General features: G+C 65.0%; 17 protein-coding genes and 2 tRNA genes. 10 read left to right on the forward strand and 9 right to left on the reverse strand.

What is annotated here, in order from left to right:
* Positions 1 to 111: 111 nt before the first annotated feature.
* Positions 112 to 1,131 (reverse strand): tyrosine-type recombinase/integrase, encoded by a 1,020-nt coding sequence (locus tag ABD798_RS02705; RefSeq protein ID WP_344870848.1) that lies wholly within the window; start codon positions 1,129 to 1,131, stop codon positions 112 to 114.
* Between the two features lie 6 nt (positions 1,132 to 1,137).
* Complete coding sequence (locus tag ABD798_RS02710; protein WP_344870849.1) at positions 1,138 to 1,602, reverse strand: hypothetical protein; 465 nt, start codon at positions 1,600 to 1,602, stop codon at positions 1,138 to 1,140.
* 464 nt (positions 1,603 to 2,066) lie between these two features.
* Here ABD798_RS02710 and ABD798_RS02715 point away from each other — a divergent pair, with 464 nt between their 5' ends.
* Both ABD798_RS02715 and ABD798_RS02720 read left to right on the forward strand, forming a co-directional pair.
* On the forward strand, positions 2,067 to 3,077 hold the full coding sequence (locus ABD798_RS02715; RefSeq protein WP_344870850.1) for a hypothetical protein: 1,011 nt from the start codon (positions 2,067 to 2,069) through the stop codon (positions 3,075 to 3,077).
* Positions 3,078 to 3,375: 298 nt separating this feature from the next.
* Positions 3,376 to 4,551 carry a hypothetical protein gene (locus ABD798_RS02720; RefSeq protein WP_344870851.1) on the forward strand — a complete coding sequence of 392 codons (1,176 nt, stop codon included), beginning with the start codon at positions 3,376 to 3,378 and terminating at the stop codon, positions 4,549 to 4,551.
* A 648-nt stretch (positions 4,552 to 5,199) separates the two neighbouring features.
* Here ABD798_RS02720 and ABD798_RS02725 read toward each other — a convergent pair.
* The gene (locus ABD798_RS02725; RefSeq protein WP_344870852.1) at positions 5,200 to 5,415 is read right to left on the reverse strand and encodes a hypothetical protein; all 216 of its coding nucleotides are present in this window, start codon (positions 5,413 to 5,415) and stop codon (positions 5,200 to 5,202) included.
* 174 nt (positions 5,416 to 5,589) lie between these two features.
* Here ABD798_RS02725 and ABD798_RS02730 point away from each other — a divergent pair, with 174 nt between their 5' ends.
* A complete protein-coding gene (locus ABD798_RS02730) occupies positions 5,590 to 7,329 on the forward strand; it encodes a transcriptional regulator (protein ID WP_344870853.1) in 1,740 nt (579 codons plus the stop codon).
* On the opposite strand, the gene ABD798_RS02735 is transcribed toward ABD798_RS02730, so the two are convergent.
* The 3 genes from ABD798_RS02735 to ABD798_RS02745 form a co-directional block, all read right to left on the reverse strand.
* Positions 7,301 to 7,651 carry a signal peptidase I gene (locus ABD798_RS02735; protein ID WP_344870854.1) on the reverse strand — a complete coding sequence of 117 codons (351 nt, stop codon included), beginning with the start codon at positions 7,649 to 7,651 and terminating at the stop codon, positions 7,301 to 7,303. The genes ABD798_RS02730 and ABD798_RS02735 overlap by 29 nt on opposite strands.
* Entirely contained in the window at positions 7,648 to 9,219 is a 1,572-nt protein-coding gene (locus tag ABD798_RS02740; RefSeq protein WP_344870855.1) for a transcriptional regulator, read from the reverse strand. The genes ABD798_RS02735 and ABD798_RS02740 overlap by 4 nt, the downstream gene beginning before the upstream one ends.
* Before the next feature lie 120 nt (positions 9,220 to 9,339).
* Positions 9,340 to 9,723, reverse strand: a complete 384-nt coding sequence (locus tag ABD798_RS02745) for a helix-turn-helix domain-containing protein (protein WP_344870856.1) — start codon at positions 9,721 to 9,723, stop codon at positions 9,340 to 9,342.
* Positions 9,724 to 9,887: 164 nt separating this feature from the next.
* On the opposite strand from ABD798_RS02745, the gene ABD798_RS02750 reads away from it, so the two are divergent.
* The 6 genes from ABD798_RS02750 to ABD798_RS02775 all read left to right on the forward strand — a co-directional run bounded on the left by ABD798_RS02750 (position 9,888) and on the right by ABD798_RS02775 (position 15,243).
* Positions 9,888 to 10,082, forward strand: coding sequence for a helix-turn-helix domain-containing protein (locus ABD798_RS02750; protein WP_344870857.1), 195 nt, complete (start codon positions 9,888 to 9,890; stop codon positions 10,080 to 10,082).
* Positions 10,079 to 10,402, forward strand: a complete 324-nt coding sequence (locus ABD798_RS02755; protein ID WP_344870858.1) for a WhiB family transcriptional regulator — start codon at positions 10,079 to 10,081, stop codon at positions 10,400 to 10,402. Before ABD798_RS02750 ends, ABD798_RS02755 begins: the two co-directional genes overlap by 4 nt.
* Positions 10,399 to 10,710, forward strand: a complete 312-nt coding sequence (locus tag ABD798_RS02760) for a hypothetical protein (protein WP_344870859.1) — start codon at positions 10,399 to 10,401, stop codon at positions 10,708 to 10,710. The genes ABD798_RS02755 and ABD798_RS02760 overlap by 4 nt, the downstream gene beginning before the upstream one ends.
* Positions 10,707 to 11,297 carry a hypothetical protein gene (locus tag ABD798_RS02765; RefSeq protein ID WP_344870860.1) on the forward strand — a complete coding sequence of 197 codons (591 nt, stop codon included), beginning with the start codon at positions 10,707 to 10,709 and terminating at the stop codon, positions 11,295 to 11,297. Before ABD798_RS02760 ends, ABD798_RS02765 begins: the two co-directional genes overlap by 4 nt.
* A complete protein-coding gene (locus tag ABD798_RS02770; protein WP_344870861.1) occupies positions 11,294 to 13,348 on the forward strand; it encodes a cell division protein FtsK in 2,055 nt (684 codons plus the stop codon). The genes ABD798_RS02765 and ABD798_RS02770 overlap by 4 nt, the downstream gene beginning before the upstream one ends.
* A gap of 131 nt (positions 13,349 to 13,479) precedes the next feature.
* Positions 13,480 to 15,243 (forward strand): recombinase family protein, encoded by a 1,764-nt coding sequence (locus tag ABD798_RS02775; protein WP_344870862.1) that lies wholly within the window; start codon positions 13,480 to 13,482, stop codon positions 15,241 to 15,243.
* Here ABD798_RS02775 and ABD798_RS02780 read toward each other — a convergent pair.
* Both ABD798_RS02780 and ABD798_RS02785 read right to left on the reverse strand, forming a co-directional pair.
* A tRNA-Leu gene (locus ABD798_RS02780) sits at positions 15,222 to 15,307 on the reverse strand. The two genes, ABD798_RS02775 and ABD798_RS02780, sit on opposite strands and share 22 nt — an antisense overlap.
* Before the next feature lie 76 nt (positions 15,308 to 15,383).
* The gene (locus tag ABD798_RS02785; protein WP_344870863.1) at positions 15,384 to 16,733 is read right to left on the reverse strand and encodes a M20/M25/M40 family metallo-hydrolase; all 1,350 of its coding nucleotides are present in this window, start codon (positions 16,731 to 16,733) and stop codon (positions 15,384 to 15,386) included.
* 86 nt (positions 16,734 to 16,819) lie between these two features.
* Here ABD798_RS02785 and ABD798_RS02790 point away from each other — a divergent pair.
* Positions 16,820 to 16,905, forward strand: a tRNA-Leu gene (locus ABD798_RS02790).
* Here the strand turns inward: ABD798_RS02790 and ABD798_RS02795 are convergent.
* Entirely contained in the window at positions 16,884 to 17,264 is a 381-nt protein-coding gene (locus ABD798_RS02795) for a hypothetical protein (RefSeq protein ID WP_344870864.1), read from the reverse strand. The two genes, ABD798_RS02790 and ABD798_RS02795, sit on opposite strands and share 22 nt — an antisense overlap.
* Positions 17,265 to 17,266: the final 2 nt, after the last annotated feature.

Genomic DNA, 17,266 nt, shown 5'->3' on the forward strand with positions numbered 1-17,266 from the left:
ACGACGGCATCTACACGTGGGAAACGCTGGCGACGGCTCCACTTCTCGGTGTTACGTGACCCATGTGCCGCGCGGCGATCACCGCCCGGCACACGGCCGTCCGTGACGACGTCAGGCGAGCGGGTGTGGTTCTCCAGTGAGCGCTGCCAGGGCGCTGGCGACCTCGTGCGCGGTGGCGCGGATGTAGGTCGTGGTGGCTCCGGGCTCCCCGCCGGTGTCGGTGTGTCCGGCGTAGGCGCGGGCGATGCCATAGCCGAAGTTGCGCTCGACCCAGGTCAGGGTGGTGTGGCGGAGCCAGTGGGTGGAGATCTGTTGGCTGGCCGCCCAGGGGAGGTGTTTGCCGATGCGCTGCCAGAGGTGGTCGTAGCGGCGGTGGGTGATCGGCGAGCCGTTCGCGTACCGGAGCAGCTGTCCCTCGCACGGAGCACCCCGCTCCTCGACGTGGCGGACGAGATGGGCCATCAGCGTCGGTGAGACCGGTTGCCAGCGAACGGTTTCTCCCTTCTCTCGCAGGAAGATCAGGCACTGCTGCTCGTCCAGATCCCGTGGGCGTAGCGCGAGTGCTCCGCCGCGTCGGCAGGCGGTTTCGGTGTGCAGCCGGAGCAGGAGCGTGTCGAGGGCGGGGTCGTTGCCGGTGGTGGCGACGACGTGGTTGATCTCGGCCAGCCGGGTGTCGGCGACCGCACCGCGGGTGGAGGGCAGACGCCGCGGTTTGGCGACTTTACGGGCGGGGTTGTTCGCTTCGTCGATGAGCTGGTCGAGTTCGGCGTGGCGGTAGAGGCAGCGCAACGCGGCAATGAGATGTTCGGCCGCGCTGCGCCCGCCGCGGGCGTTGCGCCGAGGTACCACGTTGGCTTTGACGTGGGCGACGAGTTGCTTGATCTCCGTCGGCGTCGGTTCGTCGAGGGTCCGCTCGCCCCACTGCTTCTCGATCCGGTTCCAGTACGAACTGTAAGCGCGGCGGGTGCCCTCGGAGACCGCGTCGGCAACGACCGGAATGTAGGCGGTGAACGTCGGCACCGGCTTCCGCACGACCGGTGCGGCGAGAAGCTGCTCGACGGAGACGCCCATCCGATCCAGCAGAAGCCGGGCCGCCTCCACTTCCGGTGAAGATCCAGGCGAAGTCGTCATGGACGATCACCGCCAGCGAGTTCGGCGTGCCGGGCTACGAGCAGCTCGTCCAACGCGGCCGGCGGGTGCACGACCAGCCACCTCCTGGCCGGGGTCGGCGACCAGGAGGACGCGGTCGCCGGGGACCAGGCCGCAGCAGTGCCGCACCGACGCGGGCAGCCGCAGGTGCCCTTGCTTGGTCACCGCGAACACCCCGCCGAGCGCGGCCTGGACAACGAGGAGTCCACGCGCTTCGTGGATGTCCAGACGCATGCCCGGCTTCCACCGCAACGCGGTCATCACCACGCGGTCGGCGACACGGCCCCGGCAGTCCACCGCGGCCAGCCCGTAGACGACGCCGCTCGACCGCGCGGCCGGGATCACCGAGAGCGGCAACGGAGAACGAGCCGACGACCGCGTAGCCGAGCGGAGCGCAGCGGGTGGAAGAACAACGGGTGCGATCACCGGACTGGTCACGAGGACCACTGCCACGCACAACAACCCAGCCCGAATCGGGCTGGGTTTGTCTGTTCATGGGGCTTCGAGCACTGGCCCGTCAGATGTCGCATGTGTGCGACGAAATTGTGTCCGAGGAGCGAGTTGCACACTATCCACCCGCCTCGTCCTGCCTGGCATCACCTAAGCAAGGTTGTTACTCAGCGCGCCTGACCGACTGATGGTCCTGGTGACGCAGTTGTGGTTCAACACCACCTCGCCCCCGCTGGGACAGGCGTGCTCATCGGGCGGCGTCTAGCCTTCCAGCGTCAAAGCCATGGAGCCAGGTACCTGATGAGCGTGTGATCGTCGCCTGAGACGTCCGGCGGATATGCCCTTGAAGGGGGATGTTCGGGCGTTCACACAGTTCATCGCCGCATGCGAACCCTCCGTGCCCGCAGAGTCGCAGGAGGCTTCTCAAGTGGACACCAGGGGACCATCCGGAAGGCTACATTGTCCCTATGAAGATCGAGAGTCGCCGGGGTTCGGAGAGGACGAAGATCAACCGTGAGCGCCGTCGGCGCCGCTTCGTTGCGGGAACGAAGAGGGGAAAAATTCGCCAACACGGTACTGTTGAGCAGAAGCGATGGTGGCCTTGGATTACCATCGTAGTAGTTCCCGCTATCATTGCGACCGCAGGAGCACTATATTCGGCCCACCTGAGCTTGCAGCAGGCAGGACGCCAAGAAGCTCTTGCTCAAAGTGGCGCAAATCAAGCGGTGGACGCGGAGTTGTCGGCCAAACCCGCAGTTATCGCATCCGTTCGAGAAGCTGATTACACAAACTCTTCTTGGGTATTCTCGAGGCCGCTCAGTGAATCGACGGTCAAGAGTATTGCAGGGTATCCGTACGCCTGGTGGAGAAATAAAGGTCAGCACTTGCCTCATGATGTCGTTTCAAAGATGGAGCAGGAGCTTGTTGACAAGAAGCGTTCACTCGGCGGATTTCTTACGGTATACGACTGCCTAGATTCTTCTTGCAAAAATGGAAGCTCGCACCTTGTAACCGTTGTGGGAAATCGTCGCGAGAAGGTGCGAGTAGTTGACATTCGCGTGAAAGTGCTCGATCAAACAGAGGCACCCCACGGAACCTTGATCGTCTACCCCGGAGAAGGGGCGAATGCAATCGAGCGGATTGGGATTGACTTGGATGATCCCAGTCCACGAGTCATGCTCATTCCGGAAAATGGCGGAGATCTCCGCCCGCTTCTTGATGTCAAATCAATTGACCTTGATCGTGGCGAGCAGCAAGGTTTCGAGATTATTGCTTTAACTTCAAACTACCGAGTCAAGTGGGAGCTGGAGCTGACTGTCGCTTATGGTCAATCAACGAAGGAGAAAATAAGAATTCGAAGCGATGGAACCGAGAATGGTGCACCGTTCGACACTGTACCGGCCAATCGGGATGGAAACTATAGCGGCGGAGTTTACGTGAGAGACAATTCGACTGGCGAGTTTCCCAGAGAGCGCTGACGCGGGCATAGAAACAACCCCACGGACTTGAGATCCGTGGGGCAAGGGAGAGTCTGCGAGGACCTTCACGCTCTCCACCCGTCGCGCCCTGGGAGCGCAGGGCTAGGAAGACCTCACATGCTTGTCGTTGCGCGTCCATGAGTGTCACGAGCAGCTTTGGCCGAGAAGTGCCCTGAACTGCGACAACAGACACGCTCTGGGGCATCGCAAGCAGGGCACCGTCATCTCCTGGGTCTACTCGCGGTTGGCTTGCGCAGTTGGTATACAGTTTGTTAACAGCTTGCGGCATAATAGAGGCGTGAGAATCCATTTTGATGATGCCGACTTCCAGCTGCGGTGGCCGCGTAAATTATTTGTTGCCGAGTCGGCGCGGCTACTCAACCAGCGCAAACAGGTTGGCTGGGATGAAGCATGCGAGCTTCTCCTGGAAGACGCATTTGTTGGAGGTGCCGACGGCGGTCCATCCAGCGAGTTCCGTGAGATTGAGATTCAGGAAGCGGGGCAGCCGGAAGACCCGTGGAGTACGGTAGCTCGCCGAGGTGGTCGGACTCCAAGGCAGGAATTCTTGCGAACCCTAATGGCCTCAGCGGGTCGCTTGAGAGAAGACTCTGTACACCGCAAGCCTTATTGGTCTCAGCGCAAGAGTGTCGAGCCTCCCCTTCGCATCCGGCAAGAATCGACGGTACGACAGTACGTCGCATTAGTGCATGATCTCGATGCGCGCGGCTACTTCGAGAAGCGCTTCGGGAAGGATTGTGTTGACGACCCCTCATCCATCGATCCTTCTTCTATAGTGGAGCAGGAACTTGGCGTACCCGACTTGTGGCCTCTATCGGCACACCAACTCACCGACAGCGACTTACTCTGCGACGTGATCGAGGTTCTGCACGACCTCGTAGCAAGACCCGGAAACCGAAGGGGACACTCGTACGGAGGCTGCGGCTGGCACCACAGCAATTTTTCGACCGAGGCGGGCCGCGCGATTTATCGATGGCGAGTGAATCAGCTACTTGACCGTAGTGAACTCGGCCTCAGGCTAGCCGACGACGGTGATGACACTGGACGGTTAGTGGCAGTCAGTGACGAGGCGCGTGAACAGCTTCTTCACACGCTGCTCAGCCGTCACGAGAGTGAGACGGGCGAGCAGCTCCGTCATGCGATCGCATTGTTCAGAGCACGCGTTTCCGACAAGCACAAGAAGCGCTCTGCCGTAGTTGCACTAGCCAACATCCTTGAAGAAAGACGCAAAATGATCAAGGTCGAGCTAACGAGCAAGGACGAGGATGCCCTCTTTCAAATAGCAAATAAGTTCAATATTAGACACCAGAACGCTGCACAGAAGAAAGATTACGGTGTTGAATTTCTGGACTGGATTTTCTGGTGGTACCTAGCGACAATCGACTTGACTGATCGGATCTCCGTTCGACATCATGCCAGTCCGGACGTTCAAATCTCGCCCGACTCGCATCCCTAAAAGGAACCTATTGAAACCAGATTAGATGCGCAAAGCATTCAGCCTTCAGTCAGTTTCGGTAATGACGGGCATGCTTTAGTGTGCCATTTCCCACTTGGGTCACAGGGGGCCAAGGCTGATGGCAGGCATTCAATCCATGGGAAAGCCCGATCTCCTAGTGCAGCAGCTGCACAGTGTGCTATCCCAACCCGAGTTGGCGCTCTTCTGCGTGCCGGGCTACAGGATACGAGCGCAACAACAAGACGCGGCTCCTGATCTTTGGCAGTAGTCGAGCCGTCCCAGCCTGGGGCGCGACGGGACGGGCGCACAGGAGCTGCTGAGCTGGGGTGAGTGGTCGAAAGCACCTCATGGGACGGGGTTCCGTCAACCTGTCCCACCCGTCCATCGGCCGTTCTGAGACGGCCGATGGCAAGAAGCACCGGAAGGACGGGACGAGCCAATTAGATGCCCATCGTCGTGGCGCGTTGGCCTGTCCGGTGTGCCGTCAGCGACGGCGCTGGTCCATGAGCGCGATCAGTTCATCGTTCGCTGAGTCGTTCCCGGCGTCTGCGTTGGACATGAACGCCGCAAACAGCGCCCGCGCGGCGCCTGGCTGACTGTCGATCACAGGCTTGGCTGGAGTTCGGTCAGGCTCGTTCGAATCGCTGCTCATTGGGCGCTGTCCGGGAAGGCGTGCAGGATGCCGAGGCAGTTCGTGCACGGTCGGCCGGACGGAGTTGCCATGGGCATCGGCTCGACGAGGTGTCCGCATAGTGCGACGTAGCGCCCGGCTTGCTGGCCCTTGTGGAAGGCCGTGTCGGTGACGTGGTGTTCCCGGCCGTCGTATCCGCATGTGATCGGGTTGGCGTAGATCCGGTGCTGCATCGAGCGGGAAGTCGTCGGGCGTCGCCGGAGTGGGATCGCGCGAAGTAGGTCGATCAGAGCCCATACGCCGGTTACGAGCGTAACGAGGGCGAGTGGGGCCAATGCCCACCATCCGACTTGTGTCACGGCAACCCCCGCGTGGAGTGGGTGTCCGGCGGCGCGTCGAGGGGCGGAATGGTGCGCCGCCGGACAGTCAAGGGACCGCGCGAAGGCGGCTCGTGTCAGACTGAAATCAAGCGTTCATCAGCGCTTGGTCAGCTGAAACGACCTGCGGGCGACTTGGCGACGACATGCGGCGACCTGGGACGGGGGCAACCGATGCGGACGTTTCGCACCGTGTTGGAGCAGAAGATCTGGGAACGGCGACTGACGTTGGAGGAGTTCGTCGAGTACGCCGAGGTGTTCGCTCGCGAGTACAAGGAGCCCGGAACGCTTGGTGTCCGTCACCTGCAACGGTTGATCGCGGGGCGCAAGCCGTCTGGTGAGCGCCTCGGGCCGATCAAGCCGGTGACGGCTCGGCTGCTGGAGCGGATCTTCGACACGAGCGTCGACGAGTTGCTTGCCGAACCGCGACGAGCGACCACAGAGGGAGAGGTCCCTGTTCGTGCGCGGCGGGAGCGCGCGGACTCGGACCTCGCGGTCGCGCTCGACTGGCTTGACGGACGCGCCGGATGGTCACCGGGGACGAGCCGGAGGAAGGTCAACGGGCGGCTTGCGGAACTCGACGAGGGGAAGCTGCTCGACCGGAGCGTGCGGCGCGGAGGCGTGAGCCGGACGAAGCTCGCGCGGGCGCTGGTCGACTACTACGGAAGCGGCCTCGCTGGTTACGCGCCGTACCGGATACGTTGCGGGGGAAGGGAAATCGCGACGAGCGTGCTGACTCGCGCTGACTGGCTCGACCTGGCGGAGCCGCTGTTCTCCGGTGATCGGTTGGCGTTCACCGATAGGCAGTCCGAGGCTCGGCCCAGCCTTGACGAGGTGGGAGCGGCGGCGGCCGTGTCGCGGCTCGCGGAGTCGGCCGCGCTTGGCGTGCGGATCACCAACTCGCCGCTCTACCGGCTCTTGGACGTCAACGTCGGTCCTGCGATCGAAGGGACGGTTGGGCTTGTTCCGTTCGTCGAGTACGCCCTGACCATGGATCTGCTCGAAGGCGAACTTGTCGACGCCGTTGTTGGCGGAGCCGAGGTACGACCGGGAAGCCTGCCGCTCAGGGACAAGTACATGAGCGACTTGGCGTCGGTGCTCGACATGCCGAGTCGGGTATGCGCGGGCGGAGTGCTTGCCCTGTGCGCCATCGCTCGACCGAGCGATCCGTTCCGGGGTGGGCGGGACTACGCGCTCCTTGCGCAGGAACGGTCTGGCCACGTGCTCAACGCGGCGCGTCGGCTCGCGGTGATCCCGAAGGGCTTCCACGAGCCGCTGACGGACCTGCGGGCCGACGCGCAGTTGGGCGCGACGCTGCGGCGCGAGATGGAAGAGGAGCTGTTCGGTCGCGAGGACATCGACAGCACCGCTGCCGGAGATCGGGCGGCCGTGCCGATGCACCCGAGCCGGATGTCCGAGCCGATGCGGTGGCTCATGGAGAAGCCGGGTCGCTTGCGCGTGGAGTGCACCGGGTTTGGGTTGAATCTGATCAGCGGTAACTACGAGTTCGCCAGCCTGATCATCATTGATGACGACGAGTTCTGGGCGCAATATGGCGGAGATATTGAAGCGAACTGGGAAACGGCCGGATTGCGGTTGTACTCCAGCCTCGACGGTGAGTTGATCAGCGATCTTGTGTCGCAGGAAAACTGGAGCAACGAGGGCCTGTTCGCGTTTCTTCAGGGCCTTCGACGACTGAGCGAGGTCGGCGATGAGCGCGTAAAGTTGCCCAGCATCGACGTCATGTCTGCGACGGCCAGCGGACGGTGATGACCACCGAGTCGGCGAGTGCTTCCCAGGAGTGATCGACGCCCGGTCCCCACATCACGTAGTCGCCTTGGCGCGTCAGCGAGGCGCTTCCCTCGGTGAGGTCGACGCGGAAGTTGCCTTGTACCAACAGAGCCATCGTCGTGCGCTGGTCGTCAGCGGTCCACTGTGCACGCTTGTCGCCTGCGGGATGGACGCCCCACTTCACTTCGACGTCCTTCGACGAGCGCACGTCCTCGGGAGGGTCGATGAAGTGCCCGACCACCCAGCCTCGGTTCCCGCTTCCCTCATCGGCGGCGTTTCCGATGTGCCAATTTGCGGTCACCGTATCTCCCATTCAATCTCTGGCAGGTTCACGCGGTGTCCGCCGATCTCACGCAGGCGTCGAAGCCCTTGGAGAAACGCGAACAAACCCTCGTTGCTCCAGGCTACATCACCGACGAGTTCCTCTAGAAGGTCAGCGTCGAGGCTCGAATACTGGTGGAGCATCGAGGACTCCCAGTTGGCTTTCACCTGCCCGCCGAAGCGGTTCCAGAATTCCTCGTCGTCAATGACGACCAAGCTGGCGAACTCGAAGTTGCCGCTGACGAGGTTGAGGCCGAAGCCGGTGCACTCCATGCGGAGCCTGCCCGGTTCCTCCATGAGCCATCGCATCGGCTCGGACAGCCGACTTGGGTGCATGGGGTCGGCGTGGCGCTGCTCGCCGAGGGTGCTGTCGATGTCGTCGCGGCCGAACAGTTCCTCTTCCATCTCGCGGCGCAGCGTCGCGCCCAACTGCGCGCCAGCTCGCAGGTCGTTCAGCGGCTCGTGGAAGCCCTTCGGGATCACCGCGAGTCGGCGGGCGGCGTTGAGCACGCGCCCTGAGCGCTCCTGGACCAGGAGTAGGTAGTCGGCTTCGCCGTGGAATGCCCTTGCGGGACGGGCGATTGCGGTCAGCGCGAGTGCGCCGCCGGAGCAGAGGCGGCCGGAGACGCCGAGGACCGACGCGAGGTCCGGCAGGTAGCGATCACGGAGCGGGAGCGAGCCCGGTTGTGTCGACGCGCCGGAGCTGAGCGCGTCGATCAGCTCCCCTTCGAGCAGGTCCATCGTGAGCGCGTACTCGACGAAGCGCGTCACACCAACTGATCCGGCGACGAGCTGCTTGCCAACGCCGATGTCGAGCAGCCGGTACAGCGGCGTGTCCACGAGGCGGATACCGAGCGCCAGCGTCTCCGCCAAGCGTTGAGCAGCCTGCCGCGCGGTCTCGTCATTCAGCGAGAGCCCACTCTGGGGCGTCGTGCTGGTGAGCCTGAGCCGGTCGTGCTTCGCGGTCAGCGGACAGTCGAGGTTCAGCCAGTCTGGCTGCGTGAGAACGCTCGTCGTGACGTCGGTGTCGGAGCCGAAGTGCGCGCCGTAGCGGCCGTGGCTTTCCGTTATGCCGCCGTAGTAATCGCCGAGCGCCTGGGCGATGCGACGTTGGTCCACGCGCCCTCGGAGGACGCCTCGGTCGTGAAGGTCGCGAACGTCCAACTGGCCGAGCCGCGTCGCGACTTCCCGCCGGGCTGTCCCTGGTTCCCAGCCCGCGTTCACGTCCAACCAGTCGAGCGCGGCGGCCATGTTCGGGTCTGAGCTGAGTCGCCGCTCAGCGTCAACCGCCGCGCCTTCGGGCACCTGCGTGGGCGCGTCCTGCGTGAGTTCGGCGAACCGCGCCTGGACGGACGCGGCTGCCTGTTCAAGCGCCGTGTCCAGGAGCTGCTGCATTTCTGACTTCGGACGAAGGCTTGGCTTTTGATGCCATGCGGCGACGGTTCGCGAGCCGATGCCGAGGTGCTCGGCGAACATCTCGTTGCTCAGCCGCAGCGCCTTCTGCAACGCGCAGGCCGTTTCGCCGGTCCAACCGTTTGCCAAGCTCACGCCGTCACCAGCCGACCTGCACTGGATGTGCGGTGAATGTGCATCGGCGATGCATGGGACTGAGCGCTGATTCGCAGTGGAATTATCGACATGAAGAACAGCCGATTCCACAAGGAACAGCTACCCGTTCTTGCGGACATGCTCAATCACCGTCGAGAGATCCGACTTGAGATCGCTGAGTCGCTCGGTGATGTCGCTCAGGCGGTCCTCGAAGGTGTCGAGGCGCGACCACAGGGTGTCGGTCGGGTCCGTGACCGGCTCGTCGAAGTTCGGCGGTTTACGGCCGTGGAGCACGGCTTCGAGGTGCTGCGGGTGCCAGCCGAGCGCCGTGGACAGCGACTCCAGCGTCCGCGGACTCCGTCTGCGTTCGACCGTGTGGTGCTGGACCTCGCGAACGATGGCTTGCGAAACGTGCGAGCGTTCCGCGAGTTCTCGTTGACGCCAACCGAGCGCGTTCACGCGCTCGTTGATGGCCTTGGCGACTGCCGCCCAATCTTCCGACACGTATTCCTCCGCGCTCCGCCTCAGCGCTGAGATTAGCTGCCTTCCGCTCTTGTGTGGCGTGACACGGCGCTTCTCGCGTCGGTCGCAGATAAACGTGCCCTCGTGAGCGCTGAAATCATCAGCATATTGCTGAAATCATCAATTCTTCTTGAAGGGCCTTTCTCATGCGCACTTCTCTGTCCAACTCCCATTACTCCGTTCGCGAAACCGCCTGGCTGCTCGGCAGCACGCCCTCGGCCGTCTCCCGTGCGATTCGGGTCGGCACGGTGCTCGCCATCCGGCGTCGCGGTCAGCTGGTTGTTCCAACCACCGTGCTGGCTCGGCTGCTCGGCGAGCCCAGCTCCGGGGGTACGCCTTGACGGACCCGTGGCTGATCGGCATCGCTTGGCGGCTCGACCGCCTGCGGTGGGTGCCGACCGACGTGCTCAACGACCTTGTCCAACGCGACGGCTCGTGCATGTGGCAGTCCTACGACGGACTGCCTGATGAAGAACTGACTGACCGAGGTCTCGCAGCGCGGCTGTGCGCGGGCTGCCCGGTTCAGGACGAGTGCTTGGAACTGGAACTGCGGACCGCTGGTGAAGACACCGTCGGCGTGTGGGGCGCACTGTCCGATGAGGACAGGCGCGACCTGCACTGGCACTGGCTTCAGCGCGGTGAACGGTGGTCGATGCCATGAACGCAACTCAGATCATGGCTTGCCTGGGCGTGTTCCTTGTGCTCGTTCTCGTCTGGCGAGCGGGTGCGCGCCGAGCGAAAGCCGGTGCTAAGCGGAGCGGCGTTCGCCTGCTGTCTCTCGCGGGTCGCGTGTCGTTCAACGCCGCGCTCATCGTCGGCGTGCAGTGGGTCGCGATCACTTACGGCGGCAACGGGTGGCTGCTCCTGGTGGTGCTCGCCGTGCCCGCGCTGTTCGCGGCCTACGCCGTGACCAAGGCGCTGACCGTGACCGCCTACGAGGTGCCGCGCCGTCGAGGTGAGCGGCGATGAGCGAGCCGATCGAACGCGTGGCGACGCAGGTGGACCGGCTGTGCTGGACCGGGATTCTGCTCGGACTCGCCTTCACCATGACCAACGTTCAACAGTTCGCGGCGGCTGGTGCTCCGGCGTGGTCGCTGGTGTGGTGCGCGGCGTGGTTGCTCGACCCGATGGTGTCGCTGGTGCTGCTCGCGATCCTGCGCGCTGAACAGGTCACCGCCCGGCACGGCGTCCACATGGGCGGCTGGGTGCGCGGCGCGAAGTGGTTCACGCTCGCGGCGACCTACGTCATGAACACCTGGAGCGCGTTCACGGCCGGTTCGGCAGCGCTGGTGGTGCTGCACTCCGTTCCACCGTTGGTCGTGTTCGTCGCGGCCGAGGCGGTCACGGAGCTGCGGGACAAGCTCGGCGCTGCGGTCGTGAACGCCATGCCGAAGACCCCGCGAACGTCGTTTGCGGACTACCTCGCGATGGCGCAAGCGGCGCGCACGCCGGGCGTGGCGGTGACGCCCGCTTGGGTTCGGGAGGTGACCGGGTGTTCGCGCGGACTGTCCTCGCGGCTCGCTGCGGCGCTCGTGAAGAACAGGGGCCGTTCATGAACGGTGACCTGGTTCCCGTATACGACGGCGAGTTGGTTGAGCAGCCGAAGCTCGTACGGCGCTTGGAAAGCAGGTGGCAGCGCTCACGGGTGATTCCGCCCGCGATGAAGTCTCGCCAGGCTCTGAAGGACGCGCTCGCATGGTTGGTTCGGATGCCCGCGCGGTTCCTCGGTGCGGTCTGTCGAGGTGCTGTCGTCGTGGTCCGGGCGTGGCGACGGTGGGTGCGGGTGCACGACTACCGGGAGGCGGCGGAGCAGTCCGAGAAGCTGGCGGACAAGTTCGTCGAGATCCGTGAGCTGACGCTGTTCCGGTGGAAGGTGACTGGCGCCGTCGCGCTGGCCGCTTCGGCGGCGCTCACCGCCGCGTACGTGCTCTACGGCGGGCGGGCACTGTCGCTGGCAGTGGGAGTTGCGGCGGTGGCGCTGGCCGTTGCTGGACGGCGGAAGGACGGTTCGCCTGGCAGGAAGGCGGTGCTCGCTGGTCCGCGCACGCTGACGTGGACGATGGACCCCCAGGTGCTCGTTGATGCGTTCCGAGACGCGAAGCTGATCGGAAAGGACGAGACGCTTCGGCTCGTCGAGCGCGCCGCGCGGATCGGCGACGGGTGGTCGGTGACCGTCGACCTTCCGGCGACGCGCAAAGCGGCCGACGTGATCAAGAATCGGGATGCGCTCGCGTCGGCCCTGGCGGTCGACGAGGTTCAGCTCATCGTCGAGCGCGTCCGAGGTCGCGGTGGACACGCCGGGCGGGTGTTTCTGTGGGTGGCGGACGAAGACCCGTACGCCGGTCCTCCCTTGCGGACGCCACTGCTCGACGTGGAGCAGTGGGACGCCTGGCGGCCAGTGCCGTTCGGCCGCGACGCCCGCAATCGGCGGATCGACCTTCCGTTGGTGTGGACCTCGCTGCTTGTGGGCGCGATTCCTAGGCAGGGCAAGACGTTCGCGACCCGACTCGCAGCTTCTGGGGTGGTTCTGGACCCGTACGCACGGCTGTACGTGTTCGACGGCAAGGGCGGGAAGGACTGGGAAGCCGCGGAGCGGATCGCTTACCGATTCGTGTGCGGCGACGAACTCGAACACGTCAGGACGGTGTGCGGCTACCTCGTTGAAATGGTGGCAGAGGTCCAATCTCGGTACGCGCGAATGTCCACTTTGGATGATGAGGTCTGTCCGGAGTCGAAGATCACCCCGACGATCTCGCGAGACCTGGGCCTCGGGATGCCGATCACCGCTGTGATCATCGACGAGGTTCAGGTCTTCCTGGAGAACCCGACGCGCGAACAGGTCGGCGGCAAGAAGACCACTCTCGGCGCGTACATCGCGGACCTGCTGACGTACTTGGTACGCAAGGGGCCTGCGGCTGGGGTGGTGGTCATCCTCGCCACGCAACGGCCGGATTCGAACACCATCCCGTCGCGGTTGCGGGCGGTGCTCGGCTCGCGGTTCGCGCTGCGGGTGATGGACTGGCGGGACTCCAACATCGTGCTCGGCGAGCAGATGAACACGCGTGGGTACGACGCGTCGACGCTGCTACCGAGTCACAAGGGCGTGGGCATCCTGCGGCCGGACGGCGAGACGGACGCCGGGGCCGACTTGCTCGCGATGACTGTGCGGACGTACTACATGCCCAACGTCGACTGGCGGGAGATCTGCGCTCGCGGACGAGCACTTCGCGAAGCCGCTGGGACGCTCGCCGGTCACGCGGTCGGCGATGTTGCTGTGAGCGCGGTCGACTCGGCGGCGGTGGTCAAGGCGCTCGGCGCTGGCAGTCGGGTCGAGCTGCCCGAACCGCTGGCGTCGGTCATCAGCTATCTCGGCGACGAGCTGGACGAGCGCGAGTTCGTGCCGACAGCGGAGCTGGTCGACGCGTTGGACGTCGAGCCGACTGCCTTCGGGCGCGAGATGGGTGAGTTGGGCTGTCGGCCGCTGCGGCAGTACGTGCCGGACGGCGACAGCACGCGGCGGGTGCGCGGCTACCTCACAGCGGATCTTCGAGCAGCCGTCGGGCGCATGGAAGCTGATGAAATCGGCTCGGTCGGCCATGAGCGCTGACCAGGATGTCGAGGTACGCGTTCCCACCTCACTTCCCGTGCTTACTGTTCGTAGCAGCCGTATTCTGCTTGCCATACTGGTCGAGCTGGCCGAGGTGAAGGTCCTGGACGGGCCTTCGGAAGGGGGTGACCGTGACTGTTGAAATCAGCCGCGATCCGTGGTCTGCGCTGGATGACCTGCTCGGCGTCGAGATCGTGACGGCAGGTGACGAGGGCATCGGTCCGCTGGCGGTCTACGGGCGGTGCTCGACGGAGGACAACCAGGACCCGGAGACCTCGCGCGGGTGGCAGGTCGGCAACGCGCGGAAGTTCGTCGAACCGCTCGGTGGAACCGTGGTCGAGGAGTTCTTCGACATCGGCCAGTCGCGGTCGGTGCCGTGGGAGCGGCGCGACGAGGCGTCGCGGCTGCTGGCGGCGCTCAAAGATCCTCACCGGAGCTGGAACGCCGTGGTGGTTGGCGAGGGGACGCGGTGTTGGTTCGGCAACCAGTTCTCGTTGATCGCACCTCGGTTCGCCGCGTACGGGGTTGATCTGTGGGTGCCGGAGTTGGGCGGGAAGTTCGACGCTCGGAACCCGTCGCACAAGATGCTGATGAGCGTGCTCGGTGGGATGAGCGAGTCTGAACGGCAGCACGTCCAAGCGCGTGTCCGCGCGGCGATGGACGCGCAGGTGCTCAACGAAGGACGGCACCAAGGCGGGCGTGCGCCGTACGGCTACGTGGTTGTCGACGGCGGCCCGCACCCGAACCCGCGCAAGGCAGCGGAGGGGTACCGACTCCGGGTTCTCGCCATCGACGAGCCGAGCGCGGAGGTCGTGCGGCGGATCTTCGCTGATTACCTGACTGGTGAGAAGGGTGACCGCGCTATCGCGAACGGGCTGAACCGGGACGGCATCGCGTGTCCTTCGGCGCGGCGGCCGGATCAGAACCGGCACCGGCTCGCGGATGGGTGGCAGGGCAGCACCGTACGGTCGATCCTGGAAAACCCGCGCTACACCGGGTTCGCGTTCTTCGGGCGTTGGACGCGGCAGGAAACGTTGATCGACCCTGACGATGTTGCCGCTGGGCACACCGTCCGGTTTCGGCGCTCGGCACCGGAGAAGGTCGTTCGGTCGAGAAAGCCCGCTCACCCGACGATCGTGGAAGTCGGGGAGTTCGTCGAGGCGCAGCTGCTGCGGCGCTCGCGCGCTGCTGGCGGGTTGGCGGCGGGCCGGAAATTGGAACGGGGACCGAAACGCACCAAGCGCGCGTATCCGCTCCGTGGCCGCGTCCGATGCGTCATCTGTAAACGACGGATGGAGGGCACCCCACGGGCCACGCGGACCTACTACCGGTGCTCGGCGCGAACGCTCGTTCCGGGGTCGCCCGTCCTGGAGAACCATCCGAAGAACGTCTATCTCCCAGAAGCCGCTGTCATGCCTCCGCTGAATAGCTGGATTGGGCAGCTATTCGATCCCGAGAACCGGGACGAGACGGTCAAGGCCCTGGTCGCCTCACAGCACGGCACCACGAAAGCGCACATCTCGCGTAAGGCGGCACAGAAGCGGTTGGACGCGGCTGAGACTCGGCTCAAGCGGCTCCGCGCCGCCATCGACGCGGGAGTCGACCCCACGGCGCTGGTCGAGGACATCAATCAGGCCCAAGCCCAGCGCACGGCGGCGCGCGCCGAACTGGACGTCTACCGCGCGCCGGAGCTGCTGACCGAGGCCGAGGTCTACGCCATGCTCGATTCCCTCGAGGACATCCGCTCGGAGCTGAAGCGCACCAACCCGGCGAGACTGGAAGAGCTGTTCGCGGAATGGCGCCTGGAAGGGGCCTACAACGCAGAAAGGCGGACGGTCGATGTGACCATCCGCCCACTGAGTAGGGTTAGTGCTGGTGTCCGAGGGGGGACTTGAACCCCCACCCCATTTCTGGGACTAGCACCTCAAGCTAGCGCGTCTGCCATTCCGCCACCCGGACTTGGTGTGTGGGCACACAGTAGCTCATGGGGGCCGGAGCAGGTGCGCCGGCCCCCTGTTGTGTCCGAAGAGGACGGTCAGCTGTGGCGGAGGAAGCGGTCGAGGACGCGGGTGCCGAACTCCAGGGCTTCGACGGGGACGCGTTCGTCGACGCCGTGGAAGAGGGCGGAGAAGTCGAGGTCGGCGGGGAGTTTCAAGGGCGCGAAGCCGAAGCAGCGGATGCCGAGACGGTCGAAGGCCTTGGCGTCGGTGCCGCCGGAGAGCATGTAGGGCACGACCTTGGCGCCGGGGTCCTCGGCCATGATCGAGGCGGACATGGTGTCGACGAGGGGGCCGTCGAAGCTGGTTTCGAGGGCGGGAAGGTTGGCGATCCACTCGCGCTCGACGTCGGGGCCGAGGACCTCGTCGAGCTCGCGCTCGAAGGCGGGTTGGCGGCCGGGGAGGATGCGGCAGTCGACGACGGCTTCGGCGCTGGAGGGGATGACGTTGGCCTTGTAGCCGGCGTTGAGCATGGTGGGGTTGGCGGTGTCACGGAGGGTGGCGCCGATGATGCGGGCGAGGCCGCCGAGCTTGGCGACGGCGCCGTCGATGTCGTCCTCGGGGAACTCCAGGCCGGTCATTTCGGTGATGGCGGCGAGGAATTCGCGCACGGAGTCGGTCATGACGAGCGGGAAGCGGTGGCGGCCGAGGCGGGCGACGGCTTCGGAGAGGCGGGTGACGGAGTTGTCGTCGGTGAGCATGGAGCCGTGGCCGGCGCGGCCCCGGACGCGCAGGCGCATCCAGGCGATGCCCTTTTCGGCGGTCTCGATGAGGTAGGCGCGGACGCCGTCCTTGACGGTGATGGAGAAGCCGCCGACCTCGCCGATGGCCTCGGTGCAGCCGTCGAAGAGTTCGGGGCGGTTGTCGACGAGCCATTGGGCGCCGTGCATGCCGCCGGCTTCTTCGTCGGCGAGGAAGGCGAAGACGATGTCGCGGGGCGGGACGATGCCGTCGCGCTTGAGGCGGCGGGCGGTCGCCAGGGTCATGGCGACCATGTCCTTCATGTCGACAGCGCCCCGGCCCCAGACGTAGCCGTCCTGGACGGCGCCGGAGAAGGGGTGCACCGACCACTCGCTGGCGTCGGCGGGGACGACGTCGAGGTGGCCGTGCACGAGCAGTGCGGGGCGGCTGGGGTCGGCGCCTTCGAGGCGGGCGAAGACATTGCCGCGGCCCTTCATGCCGTTGCCGGACTCCACGTACGTCGTGTCGTAGCCGACCTCGGCGAGCTGAGCGGCCACGTACTCGGCTGCCGCGCGCTCACCCACCACGGTGTCGGGGTCGCCGGTGTTGGTGGAGTCGATCCTGATGAGCTCGCTCGCCAGGGTGATCACCTCCTCCTCGGCCTGTCGGAGGGTGACCTTCGCTGTGCCGTCAACGTCGTTGCCCACCTGGCCTTTCTACCACCCGGAGGCGGCGGGTGGACCCCGATTTGGAGCCTGCCATGTTGATCAGTTAACCTGTGTTCACTCACCGAGTCCGGGTGGCGGAATGGCAGACGCGCTAGCTTGAGGTGCTAGTCCCAGAAATGGGGTGGGGGTTCAAGTCCCCCCTCGGACACCAGCACTAACCCTACTCAGTGGGCGGATGGTCACATCGACCGTCCGCTCTTCTGCGTTGTAGGCCCCTTCTAACCGCCATTCCGCGAACAGCTCTTCCAGTCTCGCCGGGTTGGCGCGCTTCAACTCCGAGCGGACGTCGCCGAGGGAATCGAGCATGGCGTAGACCTCGGCCTCGGTCAGCAGCTCTGGCGCGCGGCAGGCATCCAGTTCGGCACGAGCGGCTGCCCGCTGTGCTTGGGCATCGTTCATGTCCTCAACCAGCGCCGCTGGGTCCACGCCAGCGGCACGCTCGTGTGCGACGTAGTGCGCATGACCGGGCGAAGCAGGCGGATGCTGGGAATCCGTCGCGATCGCACTCATGT

It is taken from the genome of Allokutzneria multivorans, assembly GCF_039537405.1.
Lineage (GTDB): Bacteria > Actinomycetota > Actinomycetes > Mycobacteriales > Pseudonocardiaceae > Allokutzneria > Allokutzneria multivorans.

Coding starts and splice junctions, on each gene's coding strand:
- ABD798_RS02795 (WP_344870864.1), bottom strand. CDS start 17,264: ATGAGTGCGATCGCGACGGATTCCCAGCATCCGCCTGCTTCGCCCGGT.
- ABD798_RS02750 (WP_344870857.1), top strand. CDS start 9,888: ATGCGCACTTCTCTGTCCAACTCCCATTACTCCGTTCGCGAAACCGCC.
- ABD798_RS02765 (WP_344870860.1), top strand. CDS start 10,707: ATGAGCGAGCCGATCGAACGCGTGGCGACGCAGGTGGACCGGCTGTGC.
- ABD798_RS02725 (WP_344870852.1), bottom strand. CDS start 5,415: ATGCAGCACCGGATCTACGCCAACCCGATCACATGCGGATACGACGGC.
- ABD798_RS02760 (WP_344870859.1), top strand. CDS start 10,399: ATGAACGCAACTCAGATCATGGCTTGCCTGGGCGTGTTCCTTGTGCTC.
- ABD798_RS02715 (WP_344870850.1), top strand. CDS start 2,067: ATGAAGATCGAGAGTCGCCGGGGTTCGGAGAGGACGAAGATCAACCGT.
- ABD798_RS02730 (WP_344870853.1), top strand. CDS start 5,590: ATGGTGCGCCGCCGGACAGTCAAGGGACCGCGCGAAGGCGGCTCGTGT.
- ABD798_RS02770 (WP_344870861.1), top strand. CDS start 11,294: ATGAACGGTGACCTGGTTCCCGTATACGACGGCGAGTTGGTTGAGCAG.
- ABD798_RS02705 (WP_344870848.1), bottom strand. CDS start 1,131: ATGACGACTTCGCCTGGATCTTCACCGGAAGTGGAGGCGGCCCGGCTT.